Origin of the sequence: Streptomyces sp. SUK 48, from assembly GCF_009650765.1 — a bacterium.
Classification (GTDB): domain Bacteria; phylum Actinomycetota; class Actinomycetes; order Streptomycetales; family Streptomycetaceae; genus Streptomyces.
Genome location: NZ_CP045740.1, coordinates 372,483 through 391,676, shown reverse-complemented (window position 1 = coordinate 391,676; position 19,194 = coordinate 372,483). Strand labels below are relative to the sequence as shown.

The 19,194-nt window shown below is 74.5% G+C and carries 19 protein-coding genes and 2 pseudogenes; 12 read left to right on the top strand and 9 right to left on the bottom strand.

Translation table 11 applies throughout. The annotated features are described in order from the left end of the window. Positions 1 to 386 precede the first annotated feature (386 nt). Positions 387 to 1,457 (top strand): hypothetical protein, encoded by a 1,071-nt coding sequence (locus GHR20_RS01740; protein ID WP_243877862.1) that lies wholly within the window; start codon positions 387 to 389, stop codon positions 1,455 to 1,457. Between the two features lie 48 nt (positions 1,458 to 1,505). On the opposite strand, the pseudogene GHR20_RS01735 reads toward GHR20_RS01740, so the two are convergent. The 4 genes and pseudogenes from GHR20_RS01735 to GHR20_RS01720 form a co-directional block, all read right to left on the bottom strand. Continuing rightward, a pseudogene (locus GHR20_RS01735) lies at positions 1,506 to 2,150 on the bottom strand (2-phosphosulfolactate phosphatase); the annotation flags it as partial. Between the two features lie 57 nt (positions 2,151 to 2,207). Beyond that, the gene (locus GHR20_RS01730; protein ID WP_153811943.1) at positions 2,208 to 2,498 is read right to left on the bottom strand and encodes a DUF1232 domain-containing protein; all 291 of its coding nucleotides are present in this window, start codon (positions 2,496 to 2,498) and stop codon (positions 2,208 to 2,210) included. A gap of 27 nt (positions 2,499 to 2,525) precedes the next feature. Continuing rightward, positions 2,526 to 3,494, bottom strand: a complete 969-nt coding sequence (locus GHR20_RS01725) for a hypothetical protein (protein ID WP_343335984.1) — start codon at positions 3,492 to 3,494, stop codon at positions 2,526 to 2,528. A 731-nt stretch (positions 3,495 to 4,225) separates the two neighbouring features. Beyond that, positions 4,226 to 5,590, bottom strand: a complete 1,365-nt coding sequence (locus GHR20_RS01720) for an FAD-dependent oxidoreductase (RefSeq protein WP_153811942.1) — start codon at positions 5,588 to 5,590, stop codon at positions 4,226 to 4,228. Between the two features lie 660 nt (positions 5,591 to 6,250). On the opposite strand from GHR20_RS01720, the gene GHR20_RS01715 reads away from it, so the two are divergent. Next, positions 6,251 to 6,703 (top strand): SRPBCC family protein, encoded by a 453-nt coding sequence (locus GHR20_RS01715; protein ID WP_111581656.1) that lies wholly within the window; start codon positions 6,251 to 6,253, stop codon positions 6,701 to 6,703. A gap of 132 nt (positions 6,704 to 6,835) precedes the next feature. On the opposite strand, the gene GHR20_RS01710 is transcribed toward GHR20_RS01715, so the two are convergent. Continuing rightward, on the bottom strand, positions 6,836 to 7,171 hold the full coding sequence (locus GHR20_RS01710; protein WP_153811941.1) for a hypothetical protein: 336 nt from the start codon (positions 7,169 to 7,171) through the stop codon (positions 6,836 to 6,838). A 119-nt stretch (positions 7,172 to 7,290) separates the two neighbouring features. Then, positions 7,291 to 7,941: a class I SAM-dependent methyltransferase gene (locus tag GHR20_RS01705; protein ID WP_243877860.1), complete on the bottom strand. Its 651-nt coding sequence runs from the start codon at positions 7,939 to 7,941 to the stop codon at positions 7,291 to 7,293. A gap of 163 nt (positions 7,942 to 8,104) precedes the next feature. Between GHR20_RS01705 and GHR20_RS01700 the strand changes: the two genes are divergently transcribed. The 5 genes from GHR20_RS01700 to GHR20_RS01680 all read left to right on the top strand — a co-directional run bounded on the left by GHR20_RS01700 (position 8,105) and on the right by GHR20_RS01680 (position 12,749). Next, positions 8,105 to 8,557, top strand: a complete 453-nt coding sequence (locus tag GHR20_RS01700) for a flavodoxin family protein (protein WP_153811940.1) — start codon at positions 8,105 to 8,107, stop codon at positions 8,555 to 8,557. Between the two features lie 406 nt (positions 8,558 to 8,963). Then, the gene (locus GHR20_RS01695) at positions 8,964 to 9,923 is read left to right on the top strand and encodes an ATP-binding cassette domain-containing protein (RefSeq protein ID WP_153811939.1); all 960 of its coding nucleotides are present in this window, start codon (positions 8,964 to 8,966) and stop codon (positions 9,921 to 9,923) included. Continuing rightward, a complete protein-coding gene (locus GHR20_RS01690; RefSeq protein WP_153811938.1) occupies positions 9,920 to 10,768 on the top strand; it encodes an ABC transporter permease in 849 nt (282 codons plus the stop codon). The genes GHR20_RS01695 and GHR20_RS01690 overlap by 4 nt, the downstream gene beginning before the upstream one ends. A gap of 14 nt (positions 10,769 to 10,782) precedes the next feature. After that, on the top strand, positions 10,783 to 12,096 hold the full coding sequence (locus tag GHR20_RS01685) for a histidine kinase (protein WP_153811937.1): 1,314 nt from the start codon (positions 10,783 to 10,785) through the stop codon (positions 12,094 to 12,096). Beyond that, the gene (locus tag GHR20_RS01680) at positions 12,093 to 12,749 is read left to right on the top strand and encodes a response regulator transcription factor (protein ID WP_153811936.1); all 657 of its coding nucleotides are present in this window, start codon (positions 12,093 to 12,095) and stop codon (positions 12,747 to 12,749) included. The genes GHR20_RS01685 and GHR20_RS01680 overlap by 4 nt, the downstream gene beginning before the upstream one ends. Before the next feature lie 20 nt (positions 12,750 to 12,769). Here GHR20_RS01680 and GHR20_RS01675 read toward each other — a convergent pair whose 3' ends face one another. Beyond that, complete coding sequence (locus GHR20_RS01675; RefSeq protein WP_153811935.1) at positions 12,770 to 13,132, bottom strand: hypothetical protein; 363 nt, start codon at positions 13,130 to 13,132, stop codon at positions 12,770 to 12,772. 150 nt (positions 13,133 to 13,282) lie between these two features. Beyond that, entirely contained in the window at positions 13,283 to 13,486 is a 204-nt protein-coding gene (locus GHR20_RS01670; RefSeq protein ID WP_111581649.1) for a cold-shock protein, read from the bottom strand. A 545-nt stretch (positions 13,487 to 14,031) separates the two neighbouring features. Between GHR20_RS01670 and GHR20_RS38075 the strand changes: the two genes are divergently transcribed. Both GHR20_RS38075 and GHR20_RS01660 read left to right on the top strand, forming a co-directional pair. After that, positions 14,032 to 16,179 (top strand): acetoacetate decarboxylase family protein, encoded by a 2,148-nt coding sequence (locus GHR20_RS38075; RefSeq protein WP_153811934.1) that lies wholly within the window; start codon positions 14,032 to 14,034, stop codon positions 16,177 to 16,179. Between the two features lie 45 nt (positions 16,180 to 16,224). Continuing rightward, on the top strand, positions 16,225 to 16,515 hold the full coding sequence (locus GHR20_RS01660; RefSeq protein WP_153811933.1) for a hypothetical protein: 291 nt from the start codon (positions 16,225 to 16,227) through the stop codon (positions 16,513 to 16,515). 260 nt (positions 16,516 to 16,775) lie between these two features. On the opposite strand, the gene GHR20_RS36650 is transcribed toward GHR20_RS01660, so the two are convergent. After that, the gene (locus tag GHR20_RS36650; protein WP_194858771.1) at positions 16,776 to 17,321 is read right to left on the bottom strand and encodes an ATP-binding protein; all 546 of its coding nucleotides are present in this window, start codon (positions 17,319 to 17,321) and stop codon (positions 16,776 to 16,778) included. A 472-nt stretch (positions 17,322 to 17,793) separates the two neighbouring features. Between GHR20_RS36650 and GHR20_RS01650 the strand changes: the two are divergent. The 3 genes and pseudogenes from GHR20_RS01650 to GHR20_RS01640 all read left to right on the top strand — a co-directional run. Further along, a pseudogene (locus tag GHR20_RS01650) lies at positions 17,794 to 18,030 on the top strand (transcriptional regulator); the annotation flags it as partial. A gap of 29 nt (positions 18,031 to 18,059) precedes the next feature. Beyond that, positions 18,060 to 18,518: an SRPBCC domain-containing protein gene (locus tag GHR20_RS01645; protein WP_153811930.1), complete on the top strand. Its 459-nt coding sequence runs from the start codon at positions 18,060 to 18,062 to the stop codon at positions 18,516 to 18,518. A gap of 180 nt (positions 18,519 to 18,698) precedes the next feature. Then, on the top strand, positions 18,699 to 19,184 hold the full coding sequence (locus tag GHR20_RS01640; RefSeq protein ID WP_153811929.1) for a hypothetical protein: 486 nt from the start codon (positions 18,699 to 18,701) through the stop codon (positions 19,182 to 19,184). Positions 19,185 to 19,194: the final 10 nt, after the last annotated feature.

Below are 19,194 nucleotides of genomic sequence, written 5' to 3'. Positions count from 1 at the left end.
TACCTCGTCCTGTCCGCCTCCGGATGGATCACACAGCAAGAATGCGCCAGGAGGAGCAGGGGGCGCACCCCGGCGGGGGCTGGGGCGGCGGGGGCTCACACCAGTGCCTCACCCGGGTGGCGGCGCGGGGGAGCGGCTCCTAGTAATGGACTGCGTACAGCGCGTGCCGCGGTCGGGGGAGTCAGATGCGGCCGCACTCCTGCACTGGAGCCGAGATGACCACCCGCTCTTCATCCACTCGTTCCGACGACTCCCTCATACGGCCGGCGCCGGTCACGACCGGTGTCCGCGCGCGGCCCGTCCGGGTCCTGACGCGGTCCGCGCCGCCGTCCGGGGCGCGGGCGGAGGGGCCGCCCGGGACCGCGTCCGGGACTTCGCGCGAGGCGATGCCCGCGTCCGCGTCCGATGTCGTACCCGATTCCGCGCCCGGGTCGGCGCCCGGGTCGGTGTACGGGTCCGTGCACGCGGCGGACGGCCGGTACGACGATCCGCTGCTCGGACTGGTCCGTACGGCCGTCACCACCCGCCCGCTGGAGGACGTCGTCCGCCTCATCGCCCTGCTGGAGAGCTCCCCCGGGCACACGCTGACCCTGGCCGAGGCGGTGCGCGCGGCGGGACTCGACCGCTCGGTCGCGGACGTCACCCGGCTGGCGGCCCTGCTCACCCGGCCCCCGCGGACCCCCGCCGGCGCCGACGCCGTCCTCCGCGTCGCCGCCGGGCAGCGGCCCCTGGACGAGGTCGGCCCGCTGCTGCGGCTGCTGCACCGCACCCCGCTGGAGCCGCACTGCCGGCAGACCGCCGTCGAGGCCGCGGCCACCGGGCGGACGGTCGGGGAACTGACCGAACTGATCGGCCGGCTGGCCACGGACGCGGCTGCGGACGTGGACGCGGACGTGGAGGCGGACGGCCGGGTACGGGAACTCCCGCACGCGGCACCGGAGACGGAAGCCTCCTTCGCCGAGGCCCCGCCGCGCCGGGCGCCACGGCTCAAGCTCCTCCGGCTCGACCCCGTCGCCCACGCTCCCCTCGCGCCCCTGCCGAAGACGGCCGTCCGGCACGCCCCGGCCGAACTCGTCGTCCGCGTCGCCGCCCTGCTGGTGTTCCTCTGCGGAGCCGCCCACGCGCCCCGCTACTGGGCCGGGCTGTCCCACGGGCTGCTGGGCGCCACGCTCGTCGCCTCCGCGCTGTGCATGCTCCTGGGCCTGGCCCTGCCCACGCGGGCGGCGCACGCCCGGCTCGGCGCGGCGGCCGCCGCCCTCGTGGTCACGGCGGGGCTCGGGGCCGGACAGGTCCTCGGCGGCCGCCTCGGACTGCCGGACCCGGCACGGCTGTGGGCGGCGACACTGGCCCCGCCCTGGCTCGCCGGCGCGGCCGCCGCGGTGGCCGCGCTCGCGGCGCTGGCAGTGGTACTGGCGGTGCTGCTCGGGGTCAACGCTCGCGGGCATCGAGAGAGTTGAGCCGGAGAGGGGCTGTTCGACCGCGCGCAGCTCCAGGCGGCCGTCCACCCGGACGGCCGCCATGGCGAACGGCACGCTGTCCGCCGCCAGGCACAGCTCCACGTCCTCGGGATGCACGCCCGTCCATCCCCGCCGTACCGCCTCCGCGAGTTCGGCCGCCGCGGCGGAGCGGCGGGCCCGCTCCAGATAGGGCCCGGGATCGGTGCCGGGGGCGCGCACCCGGGCGGCGATGTACTCGGCGCAGGCCAGATCCTCCTCGGCCCGCCCGTCGTCCCCGGTGACGACGAAGGTCACCGTGCGCGCCCCGGACCGGCGCAGCGTCTCGGCGGTCGCCCCGGCCACCAGGAAGCTCGCGCACAGCATGAGCCCGGCGTCCGCCACGGCCAGCGCCCCCGTCGTACCGGCGGTGGTCTTCTGCACGATCGTGCGCCCGCGCACATCGAGCGAGCGCAGCCGCGCGGGCGAGTTGGCGAGATCGAAGCCCGGCACCGGCGCCCCGTCCTGGAAGGCGAGCCAGTCCGGGTTGCGGGCCTTGAGCGCCAGCGCCTCCCGCCGCGTCCCGGCGAACACGATGCGCTCGGCACCACGCCGCAGCGCCGAGGCGGCCACGGTGAAGGCGCGCATCACATCGACGACGACGGCGGCCTCCGGGGCGGCCGGGGCGTCGGAGATCCCGGTGAACACGGTACGCATCGCACCATGATCCCGTACCCGCTGCCGGTTCGGGGCAGTCGGTTCAGGCAGCTCTGCTCAGGGCAGCCGGGGCCTCTCCGGGGTCTCCGGCTGGGCGGCGCGCAGGCTGCGCAGGGCGAGGAGCAGGACCCCGATGTCGTCCAGGTAGATGGGATCGGGCAGCAGATCGGTGGGGAGCAGCAGATAGGCCACCGCGCCCCAGAACACCCAGCGCGGCCCCGTGGGCAGCCCGGCCCGCAGCAGCGTACGCCGGGTGCGCACCAGGCGTACGAGCAGCGCGACGGCGCCGACGGCCAGGCCCGCGGCGACGACGGCGGCGATGACCAGCAGCAGGGTGGTGTTGTCCATCGGGGCTCCTTGTCCGGTACGAGGGGCTTACGACGGGAGGTCGGGGGACGGCAGGTCCGCGCCGTCGGCGGTGTCCTCGGGGGTTGCCTTCGCCCGGCCGGGAAGACCGGGAAGACCGGAGAGCCGCAGCCGCTCGAACGTCCGGGTGAGCTGCTGGAGCGGTGCGGGCGCCTTGGCCGCGGGCCGCTGCTGCGGCAGGGCGGGGGCCGGTACGTCACGGTAGGCGGCCAGCGCCTCCAGGGCCTGCTCGGCGGCCTGCTTGTACAGGTCCCGGGACTTCGTCATGGCCTCCAGGGCCTCGGCGTACATGGCGACCAGACTCCGTTCCCGGTCCAGCTCCTCCTGGTGGGTCATCAGGGTCCAGTTGTCCCTGAGGTCCGCCAGCGCCTCGGTCGCGTCCTGCGGCGCGGGGCGGGACAGGGCGACGAAGTGGCGCAGCGCGGCGAGGAGTTCCGGGGGCTCGGAGCCGTCCAGGAAGACGCTGCGCACCCGGTGCGGGTCGCCGTCGTAGTCCTCGGGGGCCGGGTCCGGCGGCAGGATCACGGCGCCGCCGCGCGGCACCTCGACGCCGAGGTCCTTCAGCGCCCAGTTGACGCCGCGCAGCTGGTGCGGGGCGGCGCGGTGCTCCACGACGCGGTGCCGCAGGGCGGGCGGCAGCAGCCGGGCGAGCGGCAGTTTGCCCTGCTCGTCGGGGGTCATGGCCTCGTGCACCACCAGGTTGACGCACCAAGCCTCACGCGCCGCGTCCCGCAGCCGGCGGCGCATCTCCTTGTCGTCCGCGGGCAGCGCGTTGACCTGACGGAAGCGCACGCCCGCGACCGTGGGGTGGTGGTCCCAGGAACCGTCGTCACCGGTGCCGCCCTCGGGCCAGAACAGCGTCGCGGGCGAGGGCCAGCCCTCGTCCCACGGCTGCTCGGCCTCCGCGACCAGCCGCCACTCGTGCCCCTGGAGCTTGTTCTGCCGGGGTACGAGGGTGAGCCGGGCCCGCACGGTCACCGTGCCGCCGGCCCGCCAGCGTGCCTCGAAGACCGTGGGGGTGTGTCGCTCTCGGGGGTGTCCTCGAGCACGGGGGGCTCGGCGAAGTCGTCGATGTCCCCGCTCTCCTTGTGCCGGCGCAGGGTGCGGCGGACGACGTCCTCGGGGCGGGGCCGGTGTGTCGGCCGCGGGCCGCCCAGACGGACTGCGGGACGGGGGCGCGGTCGGTGGCGGAGTTCGACATAAGCCAATCTGCTGATGGGGGCGGGTGCGCCTCCCAGTATCACGGTTCGCCCCGGGGAAACGTAGACCGCCCCGTGCCCGCGCGCGGCGCGTGTTCCTCGCCGGGGGTTGCGCGGGAGCGTCTTCGGACGGGGCGCGCAGGTCGCTTCCGCCGGGGCGCGCCGGTCGTTCACCCCGGGTTTCGCGCGCCGGTGTGCGCCCGCGCCCCGCACACGCGGGGTGTGGGGAGCGCGAGCGCCGGGCCTGCGGGGCGGCGTCTCCGCGAATGCTGTCGGGAGACGTCGGGCGATGCCGGAAGGCGTCGGCTTCCCGGCCGACGGCGGGGCGGTCCCCCACGGGCGCGGGGAATCGCGCGACCAGCCACGACGAGCCCGCACCCGCGCCCTGCTCGACGGCCACCCGCCCGCGGGCGGGGTTCAGCCGTGGCGCAGGGCCGGGTCCGGTCGCGGCGGACGGGGCCGAGCCCCCGGCCGAGGCTCAGCCCCGGCCGAGGTGGCGCCCGGCAAGGCTCACGCGCCGCTCTCGCGCAGCATGTCCTCGCGCTCGACGATCTTCACGCGCTCGCGGCCCTGCGGCTCGCCCAGGGCGCGCTCGGCGGCGTCCAGCCGGTGCCAGCCCTCCCACGTGGTGTAGCGGACGTTCCGCTCGGCGAGGAAGGCGTCCACGGCCTCCGGCGCGGGCGAGGCGGGGGTGTGCAGCCGGCCGTCCGCGTGGTCGGCGAGCAGGTGGGACACCGTCTCGTTGGCGTCGCCCTTGGTGTGGCCGATGAGGCCGACGGGGCCACGCCGGATCCAGCCGGTGACATAGGTGGACTGCAGGTGGGTGCCGCCCTCCTCGATGACCCGGCCGCCCTCGTCCGGGACGGTGCCCGAGCCGAGGTCCCAGGGCAACTTGGGCAGCTTCTCGGAGAGGTAGCCGACCGCGCGGTAGACGGCGGTGACGTCCCAGTCCTTGAACTCGCCGGTGCCCTTGACGTTGCCGGTGCCGTCGAGGGCGGTGCGCTCGGTGCGCAGGCCGACGACCCTGCCGTCCTCGCCGAGGATCTCCGCGGGGGACTCGAAGAAGTGCAGGAACAGTTTGTGCGGGCGATCGCCGACGTCCCGGATCGCCCAGTTCTCCAGGGTCTTGGCGACCATGTCGGCCTGCTTGTTGCCCCGCCGGGTCTCGATCGAGCCGGCGTCGTAGTCGATGTCCTCGGGGTCGACGATGACCTCGATGTTGGGGGAGTGGTCCAGCTCGCGCAGCTCCATCGGGCTGAACTTCGCCTGGGCGGGGCCCCGGCGGCCGAAGACGTGGATCTCCAGGGCCTTGTTGGCCTTCAGACCGTCGTAGACGTTCTGCGGGATCTCGGTCGGCAGCAGCTCGTCCGCGGTCTTGGCGAGGACGCGGGCCACGTCCAGGGCCACGTTGCCGACGCCGAGCACCGCGACCTTCTCGGCCTCCAGCGGCCAGGTGCGCGGCACGTCCGGGTGGCCGTCGTACCAGGAGACGAAGTCGGCGGCGCCGTAGGAGCCGTCCAGGTCGACGCCGGGTATGGACAGCGCGCGGTCGGCCATGGCGCCGGTGGAGAAGATCACCGCGTCGTAGAAGTCGCGCAGGTCGTCCAGGCTGATGTCCGTCGGGTAGTCGACGTTGCCGAACAGCCGGATCTGCGGCTTGTCCAGCACCTGGCGCAGGGCGGTGACGATGCCCTTGATACGCGGGTGGTCCGGCGCGACGCCGTAGCGGATCAGACCGAAGGGGGCGGGCATGCGCTCGAAGAGGTCGATGGACACGCCGGGGTCGGCGGCCACCTCGGACTTGAGCAGGGCGTCGGCGGCGTAGATCCCGGCGGGGCCGGCTCCGACGATGGCTACCCGCAGGGGGCGCGGCATGATCAGATTCCCTTCGAGTGAAAAAGTCGACTCGATCGGGAAGCCTAAGCTAAGGCAGACCTAAGTTGGTACGCGGGTCCCACCTATGACCTCATAAGTACATCTTATGGCATCCCTAGGGTCGCCTTATGGCCTTTGATCCCGGGCTGCCGGGCCACGTCTTCCCGCCCGCCCGCGAGCCCCCACGGGCGCCGTCCCCGGCATCCGCGCGTTCTATCTGCGGAGCGATCTCGGCTACCGCCCCCGGCCGCCGGAGCGGCCACGGTCCCCATGTTCGCGCTGTCCTCGCTGTGTGCGCGGGTGGCGGGCAGGCGGTCCGGCACCACCAGCCCCCGGACGATCGCGGCCCTGGGCTTCGCCCTGCTGACCGTGGGCACCGGCTCCCTCGCGTGGCTGCCCGCCCCGGGGGCCGGCCTCGGGGCGCCGATGCCGCCATGCTTCTGGTCGGCCTCGCGTGCTGCGCCGTCACCCGACCCGCCGAGTCCACGACCCGGCCCACCTGAGAAACCCTGAGGGGCCCTGAGGTGCCGGTTTCCGCTCTGCCGGCCGCTGGTCCACGGCTGCGGCCGGCAGACCGCGGGTGATCGTAGGCATGACCGCTCGCGGAGCTGGAAACCCGGCCCACTGACCACACCCGTCACAGCGAAGAAAGGGCCGCTCATGTCCCAGGTCGAAGAATCCATCGAGGTCCACGTCCCCGTCACCGCCGCCTACAACCAGTGGACGCAGTTCGAGGACTTCCCGCAGTTCATGGACGGTGTCGAGCGCATCGAGCAGCGCACCGACACCCTCACCCACTGGAAGACGAAGATCGGCGGGGTGGAGCGGGAGTTCGACGCGGAGATCACCGAGCAGATCCCGGACGAGCGGGTCGCTTGGACCTCCATCGGCGGCGAGGCCCACCAGGCCGGCGTCGTCACCTTCCACTACATCGACGACCACACCACCAAGGTCATGCTTCAGCTCGACTACGAGCCCGAAGGTCTGGCGGAGACCGTCGGGGACAAGCTCGGATTCGTCAAGCGGCAGGCCACGGGTGACCTGAAGCGCTTCAAGGGGTACATCGAGTCCCGTGGCGGTACCGAGACCGGCGCCTGGCGCGGCGAGGTCTGAACGAGGCACTCGCGTCCGTGTCCCCGGAGAGGCATCGACCGGCCGGGGACACCGTCGGCGCGTGCACGCCGACGATCATCGGACTCGGCCAGGGCTTCCCGCCCCCTCGGCGGCGACGCACACCCGCCCGGATCACTCCGGTTGGGTCAGCGCCTCCTTCTGGAGCTGCACCGCCGCCAGCAGGCTCAGCCCCGGCTCCGCCTGGCGCAGGGCCTTGACCGCCGCGACCGAGGACAGGTCGCCCGTGAAGCCGACGGCGGCCAGCCGGGCGCGGGTCCAGTCGGCGCGCAGCTTGCCCTCGGTGGCGCCCGCGGCCGACTCGACCAGCGCGACGGCACGTTCCAGGCCCGGGCGCTCCTCGGGCGACGCCTGCGCCAGCGCCTCGCGGAGCGCCGAGGCCACCACCTCCGCGTCCCGGATGACCAGCAGGTGGTCGTGCTTCCTGTTCAGACCCGCGATTCCCATCATGTTGATCATCCTCGCCGCCAAGAGCTCCGTGCGCCAAGCGGCTTGAGCAAGACCAGAGGCTCTTGAGGAAGACCAGGGGCTCCCAGTTAGGGCCCGGGGCCCTCGGGGAGGGCCGGAGGCTACCGCGCGGGCTTCCCGGGTCGCCGGCAGTGCAGGAACAGATGCGGCTCCGGTACGGCCTCGGGATGCGCCGGCGCGAACTCCGTACGCTCCTCGCCCAGTACGGCGAGCCCGGCCCGCCCCGCCACCTCCCTGAACGCGTCCGCGCCGAAGCTCGTCACCCGCACCGGCTGCCCCATGAAGAGACCCTCGGCGCCCTCGATGTCGACGGGCACGGTCGCCAGCACCACGAACCCGCCGGGCCGTACCGCCCGCGCGAGCCGGCCCACCACGGCCTCCTGCTCGGACCGGTCCATCTGGAGCAGCGAGAAGTAGGCGCAGGCCGCGTCGAACGAACCGTCCTCCAGAGGGAGTTCGCGGATGTCGGCGTGCCGGAACTCGGCCTCCGGCACCTGCCGTGCCGCCAGCTCCACCATCACCGGGGACACGTCGACCCCGAGCACCCGGTGCCCCGCGTCCGCCAGGGTCCGCGCGGTCGGCCGCCCCGTCCCGCAGCCCACGTCCAGCACCCGGCTGCCCGGCGCCAGCCGCTCCAGCAGCCACCCCAGGGACGCCCGGTGCGCGGCGGAGGAGGCGAACGCCTTCTCGTAGTCGAGGCCCAGCGCGTCGAACACCACGGCCGCCGGCACCCGGCGCTCGTCCTCGGCCACCACGGCTCCTCCCGTCGCGCGGCGCCGACCCCTACGGCACCGACCCGTACGGCACCCGTACGGCGCCGACGCCGGGCATCCTCGCACCCCGCCCGCGCGCCCACAACGGCACGGACCGGCGGCGCGTTTGCGTACCGCGCGCCGGACCCGGCAGGGTGCGGGGGTGCCCACCTTGCTGATCGTCCACCACACCCCGTCGCCCAACTGCCAGGCCCTGTTCGAGGCCGTCGTCTCCGGCGCCACCGCACCCGAGATCGAGGGCGTCCGGGTGGTGCGCCGCGCCGCCCTCGCGGCCACCGCCACCGACGTCCTCGAAGCCGACGGCTACCTCCTCGGCACCCCCGCGAACCTCGGCTACCTCTCCGGCGCCCTCAAACACTTCTTCGACCAGATCTACTACCCCTGCCTGGACGAGACCCGCGGCCGCCCCTTCGGCTCCTACGTCCACGGGGGCAACGACGTCACCGGCGCGGCGCGCGCCCTGGACACCATCACCACCGGCCTCGGCTGGCGCCGCGCGGCCGAGCCGGTCACCGTCACGGGTGAACCCGGCCGGGCCGACACGGAGGCATGCTGGGAACTCGGCGCCACCCTCGCCGCGAGCCTCTCCGCCTGAGCCGCCCACCCGCCCGCGCTGGGCCGCGCCGGCCTCACCGAGGCCGCCGCCGGCAGCGGGCACATGGTGCTCACCGCCCGTTCGGCCGAGCGGACCACGGCCACCGCCCCGGCGCACACGGCCGATTCGAGCCGCCCTGCCCCGTCGCCCGGTCCCGTCTCCCCGGTCGCCGCCGTCCCGGACGCCCCGCGCACGGCGCACGGCACCACCGCCACCACCGCGGCCCGGATGGGCGCGGCGGCTGGGCGTAGCACCCCGGTACCGCCCCTTCTGCTCCGTTCAGCCCCCAGTACCACGGGTTTGCTGGCTTTCGCGGCCTAGCGTTGCGGATGAGACGTCAGACGTGACGGACGCCGCCGCCCCGAGGGCGCGACGGACGCCGCGATCCGCGACAGAGGGAGCCCGCATGATCGAGGCACGAGGACTGACCAAGAGGTACGGCGAGAAGACGGCGGTCGACGGACTGGACTTCGTCGTCAAGCCCGGCACCGTCACCGGATTCCTGGGCCCGAACGGCGCCGGGAAGTCCACCACCATGCGCATGATCGTCGGTCTCGACGCCCCGACGAGCGGCTCCGTCACCGTCAACGGCCGCCGCTACGCCGGTCACCGCGCCCCGCTCCAGGAGGTCGGCGCCCTGCTGGAGGCCAAGTCCGTGCACCCCGGCCGCTCGGCCTACCAGCATCTGCGGGCGCTCGCGCTGACCCACGGCATCCCGCGCCGCCGCGTGGACGAGGTCGTCCGGCTCGCCGGGCTCGGCGACGTCGCCGGCCAGCGGGCCGGTTCCTTCTCGCTCGGCATGGGCCAGCGGCTCGGCATCGCCGCGGCCCTGCTCGGCGACCCCCGCACGGTGATGCTGGACGAGCCGGTCAACGGCCTCGACCCCGAGGGCGTCTTGTGGATCCGCAACCTGCTCACCTCGCTCGCCGCGGAGGGCCGCACGGTCTTCGTGTCCTCCCACCTGATGAGCGAGGTCGCGCAGGTCGCGGACCATCTGATCGTCGTGGGCCGGGGGCGGCTGCTCGCCGACACGACCGTACGGGACCTGGTGCGCGAGGCGGGCGGTGACACCGTCCGGGTCGCCACCGAGGACCCGGGACGGCTGCGGGAGGTGCTCGCCGGGCCGGGCGTGGAGATCACCGGCCGGGGCGGCGCGGAGGAACTCCAGGTCAGCGGGGTGAGCGCCCGGGAGATCGGGCTGAAGGCCGCCGAGCACGGCATCCCCCTGTTCGAACTGAGCACCAAGGCGGTGTCCCTGGAATCGGCCTTCATGGACCTGACCAGGGACTCCGTCGAGTACCACGGAGGCACGCACGGCGGCGACACCGCCGGCACCCGCACCGACCGCACCGGGAGCGCCGCATGAGCACCCTGACCGAGACCACCTCAGCCGCGGGGAACACCGAGGCCGCGCCCGGCCGCCCCGCCTACCGGGTCACCGGGCGCCGCGTGCTGGCCTCCGAATGGGCCAAACTCTGGTCCCTGCGCTCCACTTGGATCACCCTCGGCCTGGGACTGCTGTTCCTCGTCGTCTTCGGCGTCATCGCCTCCTACCGCTACCAGTCCATGATCGGCTCACCCCGCATGGACAAGGACTTCGCCCGCTCCACGGCCCTCAGCCTCTCCCTCTTCGGCGCCAACTTCGCCCAACTCGCCCTCGGCGTCCTCGGCGTCCTGGTCATGGCGGGGGAGTACTCCACCGGCATGATCCGCTCCACCATGGCGGCCGTACCGCGCCGGCTGCCCGTGCTCTGGTCCAAGGCGGCCGTGTACGGCCTGGTCGCCCTCGCCGTCGGCACGGCCGGCGCGTTCGTCGCCTTCCTCGTCGGCAGCCGCGTCGTCTCCGACACGTCCGCCGCCCTGACGCTCGGCCACGCGGGCGTCGTCCGGGGCCTGCTGGGCGCCGGACTCTACCTCGGCCTCGTCGGCGTCATCGGTACGGCCCTCGGCGCCCTGCTGCGCTCGGTGGCCGGCGGCATCTCGGTCCTGGTCGCCGGCTTCATGCTCGTCCCCGGCCTCGCCTCCCTGCTGCCCAGCTCCTGGCAGGACGACATCGCCCCCTACCTGCCGAGCAACGCGGGCCAGGCGATGTACGCCCTCACACACGACGCCACCTCGCTGTCCCCCGGCGCCGGGCTGCTGGTCTTCCTCGGCTGGACCGCGCTCGCGCTGGCGGGGGCGGCCTACCGGCTGCGGCGGGAGGACGTCTGACCGGGAACCGCGCCATGACCACCCTGCCTCCCGCCTCCGCGGCGGTCGCGGAGGAACTCGGCGCCATGGGGCCGCTGGTCGCCCGGCTCGGCCGGGCCGGCCGGCGGCTGCGGGGTGCCGACCTGGCCCGGCCCTGGGTGCTGGACACCGCCGTGGTGGCGGTCGTCTTCCTGCTGTTCTGCCTGCCGGACCTGCTGCACGGCGGCGTCGTCGACGCCGACGGGCCGCGCCGCTTCCGGCTCGCGTTCACCCGGCTGCCGGTCGCCGCCATGTTCGCCGCGCAGGCGGGCCTGGTGCTGCCGCTGCTGTGGCGCAGACGGCGCCCCGCGACGGCCTTCGCGGCCGTCGCCGCCGTGTTCGTCCTCCAGTGGGCCCTCGGCGCCGCCCTGCACGCGGACGTCGCCCTCTTCATCGCCCTGTACAGCCTCGCCCTGCACGGCAGACCGCGCCAACTGCCCTGGGCGTGCGCGGTGATGGGGGCCGCCCTCGTGCTGGTCGCGGTGCGGGTCTCGGTCGTCGTGTCCGTCACGGACACGCTGTTCTTCCTGCTGAGCACGGCGACCGCGGCCCTCGCGCTGGGCCTGGTGATCCGGATCCGCCGCGCCCAGCTCGCCGCGCTGCGGGACCGGGCGGCCCGCCTGGAGACGGAGCGCGACCAGCGCAGCAGGCTGGCCGCCGCCTCCGAACGGGCCCGGGTGGCACGGGAGATGCACGACATCGTCGGCCACCACCTGTCCGTGGTGATCACCCTGGCGGACGCGGGCGTGTGCGCCGCGGCCGGTGCGACCGCCGCCGGGTCCGGGCGCGGTACCGAGGCCCTCGGGCTCATCGGCGACACCGGCCGCCAGGCCCTCGCCGAACTCCGGCGCGTGCTCGGTGTGCTGCGGGACACCGACGCCCCGTCCGCCGGACCCGAACTCAGCCCGCAGCCCGGGCTCGCCGACCTCGACGCCCTCTGCCACGGGGTGCGAGCCGCCGGGCTCGACGTCGTCTACCGGAGCACCGGGAAGGCCGAAGCCCTGGACGGGGGCGTCCAGTTGACCGTCTACCGGATCGTGCAGGAGGCCATGACGAACACCCTGAAGCACGCGGGCGCCGGCACCCGGGTCGACCTCGCGATCGATGTCGGGGAGGACCGGCTCGGCATCCAGGTCCGTGACACCGGCACGACCGTCCGGGCAGGCCGACACGCCGACGGCCAGGGGCTGTCGGGCATGCGCGAGCGCGTCGCGCTGTACGGCGGCCACCTCAGCGCGGGCCCCGCCCCGGGCGGCGGCTGGACCGTGGCGGCCACCCTCGACCTCGGCTCGCGGGAGGGAGCGGCGTGACCACCGTGCTCATCGTGGACGACCAGCCGCTGCAACGGTACGGCTTCCGGATGCTGCTGGACTCCGTGCCCGGGACGGAGGTGCTGGGCGAGGCCGCCCATGGCGCGGAGGCCGTGCGCCGGACCGCCCAACTGCGCCCGGACGTCGTGCTGATGGACATCCGGATGCCCGGCATGGACGGCATCGAGGCGACCCGGCGCATCGTCGCCGCCGGGGCCCGCTCGCGCGTCCTCGTGCTGACCACCTTCGACCTGGACGAGTACGTGCACGCGGCCCTGCGCGCCGGGGCCAGCGGCTTTCTGCTGAAGGACGCCCGCCCCGACGAACTGCTGGCCGGTATCCGCGCCGTCGCGGGCGGCGACGCGGTGGTCGCCCCCGCCCTCACCCGCCGCCTCCTGGACGAGTTCGCGCGCTACGGCTCCGCCCCCACCGACGACCCCCGCGTCGACCGTCTCACCGAACGGGAACGCGAGATCCTGGTCGCCATCGGCAAGGGCTGGACCAACGGGGAGATCGCCACCCGCCTCGTCCTGTCCGAATCCACGGTGAAGACCCACGTCGGCCGCGTCCTGGCCAAGACGGGCGCCCGCGACCGGGTCCAGGCGGTGATCTTCGCCTACGACCTCGGCCTGGCGCGGCCGAGCGTGCGGTGAGACCGGCCTCGCCGTCCTGGTCAGAGGTCCGTCAGGTCCTCCGCGAACACCTGCGACAGGGGCTGCGGCCCCACGTACTGCTGGCAGTTGCACTGACCAGCCTCGTAACGCAGCGGCTTCTTGTTCTCGTCCCAGGCCACCGGCACCTCGACGCGCTCATGGCACTGGCCCTGCTTGTCGTGTTTGGCGAGATGGTGCGTGCATCCGCACACCGGCTCAGGAGACTTCTTCGCCGCTTCGACGGCCAAGCGGTCCTGTCGCGCCGCCTCCAGCAACTGCAGCTTGCGCTCGTGCCGATGACGCAGCGCGGTGCGGACGTTGTCAGCCGCCCACGCGAAGCCACCCGTCCAAAAGACGATGAGAACCCACCAGAACCAGTCCACCGCTCTGCCCTCCCCCTGTGATGCTGCGGACCAGCATAGATGGCTCATCGGCGGGGCTTCGCCGCAAGGCGACGGGGAACGTGGCGCGCATGGGTGAGGCGGCTGCCCCGGACCGGAGCAGCCGCCTCACCCAGGATGAAATCCGGCCGCTCAGCCGCGGACGATGTTCTGCGCCTGCGGGCCCTTCTGCCCCTGGCCGATGTCGAAGGTGACGTGCTCGCCCTCGGTCAGTTCGCGGTAGCCGCCGCCCTGGATCTCGGAATAGTGCGCGAAGACGTCCGGGCCCCCGCCGTCCTGCTGGATGAAGCCGAAGCCCTTTTCGGCGTTGAACCACTTCACGATGCCGCTGGCCATACTGGTCGATCCTTCACGTCATGCCCAGGAGCAGCCCTTCGACCGGGCGTGCTCCGGCTCGCGCAACTACACGAGCCAACAACTGTTCTACCCCGCAATCCCGTACTCATCCAGTGGGAACTCGGCCGTACGACCAGAGTCACATCCCGACACCCGGGCTGGTGGGCCGATCAGGGGCCCGGTCCCGGCCCGGTCGTCCCGGCGGCGATCCGCTCATGGCCCCGCACATGATCCGCCGGACAGCGCCCAGCCCCGACCGCCCATCCCCGGGCCAGACCGATTCCTCCCGGCCGCCCCACCCTTCGGCACCCCTGGGCCATTCGGGTGAGACGCGGCCGCCGGGAATATGCCACCGGCCCCGACGGCCCCGACCCGCCCCTGCTCCGCCGCACGGCCCGCCGCAGGGCGCTCGGCCGCACCCCCGCCGCCCGTTCCGGTCCCTTACGGAAGTGCGGGGCCGGTGGGGGTGGCACACGATGGACGCGGGTCGCGTCCCGCCGACGCGGCCGCAGCCGTCGTACGTCGTCGAACCGAGGGAGCGTCGGATGCGAGCGGACGGCACCGCACCCGGGCCGCCCCTGCCGGGCGGGCCGGACCCAGGGGACGTGCTGCGCGGCTGCGCGCGGGACGTGTTGGAGATCGCCGAGGGCATCCGCGCGGTGTCCGAACGCACCGCCACCACCCTGTCCGCCCCGGACCTGACCGCCGCCACCCGCCGCCACCCCCGCACCGGCCTCGCCGGATGCTGGGCCCTGCTGCGGGCCCTCGCCGCGCGACCGGGCCTCGCCGGTACCGGGCCACGCGGCGGCATCACCCGTGCCCGCGACCTCTTGGGCCGGGTGCGCGGCACGGACGACCTGGCCGCGCTGGTGGCCCTCACCGCGCTGCGGCTGCGCGTCACCGCCGTACTCGCCGACCACCCCGAACTGGCCCGCACCCCCGGCATGCGCCTGCTGACCCGGGCCCTCACCGCCGACCGCGACGAGGACGCCGTACGGGCCCTGCGCGCCCTGCTCCGGGACCGCACGGCCCAGCGCGCGCTGTCCGGGCTGGCACCCCTGATATCCGAACTCCTGTCGGTCCGGGCGCTGTTGGGCGGGCCGTCCGAGGGCAGCGGCACCTCCGAGGGCGGTGCCGAGGCCGTCGAACTCGCCGACCAGCGGCGCCGGATCATCGCCACCGAGGGCTCCCTCCTCGGCTTCCTGCGCAACATCGAGGCGCTGTCCACCGACGGACGGATCCTGGTCCAGAACGTGCGCGGCCCCGACGGCGTCGTCCGCTACGTCGTCCAGGCCCCCGGCACCGCCCCCGGCCGCCCCCGCGCCGACGCCCCGCAGGACCTCGTCGGCGCCTGGCGCGACCTGTGCGCGACGGACTCCCCGTACACCCGCTCCCTGGCGCACGCCCTGGCCGTCCACGGCATCCCGCGCGGCGCCGAACTCGCCCTGATCGGCCACAGCGAGGGTGGCAACGCGGTCCTCAACCTCGCCCAGGACGAGGACTTCTGCCGCACCTACCGGGTCACCCACGTCGTCGCCGTGGGCTCCCCGTCCGGCGACCGCAAACCCGCCGACCCCCGCACCTGGATCGCCACGGTCACCAACCGGTACGACCTGGTGGCCGCCCCCGACGGCCACCCCGGCGAACCGACACCCGGCGAGCCGACCTCCGGCGCATCGACGTCCAGCGCCCCGACGGCCGGCGAACCGGCGCCCCCCGAGGACCCGGCCGGCGCCACCCGCTACCGCGTCGAATACGCCGGCCCCACCCGCGAGTTCCCCCTCTGCCACCGCCTGCGCGAGTACATCGAGCACCTGCGGACCCTGCTCCCGGTGGCCCGCGCGGACCTGGACGAGGCGCTGGCCCCCTATCGCGGCCCCGTCGTACGCACCCAGGCGTACCGGCTCAAGGACCACGCCCACCCGCCCGCCGGCCACCCCTTCCTCACCCTCGCCACCGCCCCCGTGCGCACCACGGTGGGCCCGGTCGACGTGCCGGTGCGGTACTACGACTCCGCCGCCGCGCACCTCTGCTTCCCCGTCGACCCGGCCGCCGCCCGGAGCCTGCTGCCCGACGCGCCCTGGCTGACCCCGAGCCGGCTCGGCCCCCGGGCCCTCGCCGTGCTCTCCGTGCACGAGCACCGCTGCACCACCATCGGCCCGTACACCGAGATCGCCCTGTCCGTCCTGGTGGACGACCTGTGGCGGCCGCGTCCGTACGACGCCGTCACCGATCTGCTGCGCCGCGTCGACCTGCGCCGCACCGGCCGCTACGTCCTCTCGCTCGCCGTCACCACCGAGGCGGCCCGCGTGGTCGCGCAGGAGGTCTGGGGCCAGCCGGTGCTCAGGATGCGTGCCGAGGCCGACCTGACGGGGCGGGAGATCCGGGCCCGCTCGGCGGACCTCGGGCTCGTGGTCGAGGGCCGGCTCGGGCCGGGCGTCCGCTGCCTTGACGCCGACCGGGCCCTGTACGGCCGCCGGGGCACCGGCACGGTACGCACCCTGGTCCGGGCCCATGGCAGGCTCCGGCTGCACCCGGGCGCGGGCGTGCGGGTACGGCTCGACACCGCGGCCGCCGAACCCCTCGCCGGACAGCTGCGCCGGCTCGGCATCGATGTGGCCCGGCCCCTGTTCGTGCTGGCCTGCCCGCAGTTCATGGCGCACCGCGGCGGCGGCGCGGAACTGGCGCGCTGACGTCCCGTACGCACCCGCACGCACACAGCCCAGTTGGGAGTACCCATGGTGACCCAGTCCGCCCGGGCCGGCGCGGCGCAGGCCGACGAACTCCTCGCCCACATCGGCCGGTTGCGGGCCGACGCCGATCTGCTGGACGGCTGTGCCCGGCGCCTGCGCGCCACCGTCGTCACGCTCGGCGGCTGTCCGGCGGCACCCGAGTGGAGCCGTCCGGCCCTGGAACGGCAGGCGGCCGCCTGTGCCTCGGCGGCGGTCCGACTGCGCACCGCCGCCGAGGCGTTGCTCGCCCACGTGCGCGCCGGCCGGCCGGCCCGGGGCGCGATGCCGGGGTCGTAGAACCCCGGTGGAGGGACAACCCGTAGAGCCTTGTACGGGGGCAAAGGGAGTTTCGAAAAAGGGGAGTTGGCGGGGGTCAGTCGGGCTGTTCCTCGGAGCCGGGCTTCGGGCGGGCCCGGGTCCAGGAGGGGTCGACGACCGGGAGCGGCTGGGGGAGGGGAGCGGTGTGGTGCATGGGGATCCTTCGGACTGGTGGGGGTTGGTCCGGAACGGAGGTGCGAAGAGCGGCTGCGCTACCGGGAAGAGTGGGACAAGGCGGGTCAGACGGACCGCAGTTCCGCCCAGACGACACGGGCGGGCCGGCCGGACGGGAGGGCGACGCCCCAGCCGAGGCTCAGCGCCTCCACCAGGAGCAGCCCGCGCCCGTGCTGGTCCTCGGGCCCGGGACGGCGGGCCGCCGGGAGCGCGGTGCCCGCTGCCCCGGTGATCTCGTCCGTCACCTCGACCCGTATCCGCTCGGCCGCGCGGTGCAGCCGGCAGCCGATCCGGGTGCCGCCCGCGTGCACCAGCGCGTTGGTGATCAGCTCGGAGACCACCAGGAGCACATCGTCCCGAACCCCCTCCGGCACGTCCCATACGGTCAGCAGATCCCGTACGACCCGGCGGGCGGCGCCGACGGCGAGGGGGCGGGCCGGCAGGTCGAAGCAGGCGTCCGACGCCGGGAGGGGGACCTCGGCGACCGGCCGGCCGGCCTTCTCGAACAGCGCGCTTTGCCTCGGGCCCGGGCCGTCCGCGCGAGACGACCGGTCCCCTCTCGCGCCCGGGGGCGGGCGGTGGAGCGGTCGGGGGAGGAAGGGCGGAGCCATCGCCGTGCGCCTTTCGTCCGGCCTCGCGTGGGGAGCGTCCGGCCGTGCGTGGTGTGGGGGGTTCGGTCGGCCGGCCGCGCGCAGCAGACGGCACACCGCCCCGCACGAGGCCGTGCCGCGGCCCGGTCCCCCGACCGGCCACGCCGCCTGCTCCTCGGTCGGCCGGAGCAGTCGCTCCACTTTCCCACCTGCCAACAACGGGCCGCAACCTGCGAGTTGAAAATGGCGGTCGGCCGTGTGCCTGCTGCCCGCACGGGGCACACCCGCGCGTGGCGTGCCCGCGGCGACGGTGTACGAGGCGAGCCTGCCGCCTGCTCCCGGGGGTGCGGATGACCACGGAGACCGGCTGGAGCGGCGCCCCTCCCGTGCCGCGCCTCGCGGACGCCGGGAAGCTGCTCCAAGTCCTACTGCATGGCCGGCCCGCACGAGATCGACGCCTTCCCGCGCTCGGTGCGCGAGGCCGACCAGCGTGGTCGGGGGTTCGGGCGCGCGCGGATCGACCACCTGGTCGAGGCCGGCCGGCTGCCCCATGTCACCGTGCGGCTCAAGCCGTTCGCCCACGGCCCGCACCCCGCTGCTCGGGGCCGTCCACCCCGACAAGCCCGAACACGTCGAGCCGTACCGCGAGGCCCTGGACCGCCTCGCCGCCCGGGGGGTGCCCGCGGCGCGGACCGAGACCCTGCGCGGCGCGATCCGCAAGGAGCTGTAAGGGCCGCCGGTCCGGGTAGCGTGCGTCCCGTGTACGCCACCCGAGTCACCCGTCATGTGCGCGCGGACCCCGCGGCCGTCTACCGGGCCCTGACCGACCCGGCCGCGGTCGCGCTCTGGCGGGTCCCCGACGGGATGACCGCCCGGGTGCACACCTTCGAGGCACGGGAGGGCGGCGCCTTCCGGGTCTCGCTCACCTACGACGCGGGCGGCGGCACCGGCAAGTCGGGCGGGCGCACCGACACCTACCGCGGTCACTTCGCCCGGCTCCTCCCGGGCGCCCTGGTCGTGGAGGTGCTGGCGTTCGAGACGGACGACGACGCGCTCGGCACCACCATGACCCTGACGACGACGCTCACCCCGGCCGACGGCGGCACGGACGTCGAGCTCCTGCACGAGGGCGTTCCCGACGCGATTGCCCGCGCGGACAACGAGCGGGGCACCCGCATGGCCCTCGACCGGCTCGCCCGGCTGCTGGAGGAACGGTAGAACCGGATACATGACCGGATCGGCACGCCCCGAGGCCGGAAACCGACGCAACCTTTTCTGCCTTGCCGCATGCCCGGAATCATCCGGAAAGCACCGGAACCACCTTTGCCGAAACGTGGTCTTACCAGCCGTCAGCGGACGGGAGCAGCCCGTCCGTCACGAGACCGGGGAACGAGACACATGTCCGTCCGCAACCGTACGACCCTTTTCACCGCCCTCGCCCTCGCCGCCGGCCTCAGCCTGGCCGCGGTGACGCCCGCCCTGGCCCGGCCCTCCACCGCGCCCGGCACCGCCGTCGCCCAGGGCGACGCGCACAACGTCACCCAGCACGTCGCCGACTTCTACGGCGCCTACATCGACGCCGTCTGGGCCACCGACGACAAGGCCGCGGGCGCCGAGGCGAAGGCCCTGCGCGCCTTCTACCTCTCCGCGGCCGCCCAGAAGAAGGTCGCCGCCTACGAGACCAAGGAGCACGCCGACGGCATCCTCTTCGCCCAGAACGTGCCGATGCGCTGGCAGGTGGCCTACACCGGTTCGGGCGCAGGCCACGCCACCAGTCAGGTGACACTGACCTGGAGCGACGGCCCGCACGCCCAGGTCACCCGGATCGACGTCCAGTCCGACCTGCGCACCCTGAAGATCACCGACCTCAAGCCGGCCGGCTGACGCCGACGGC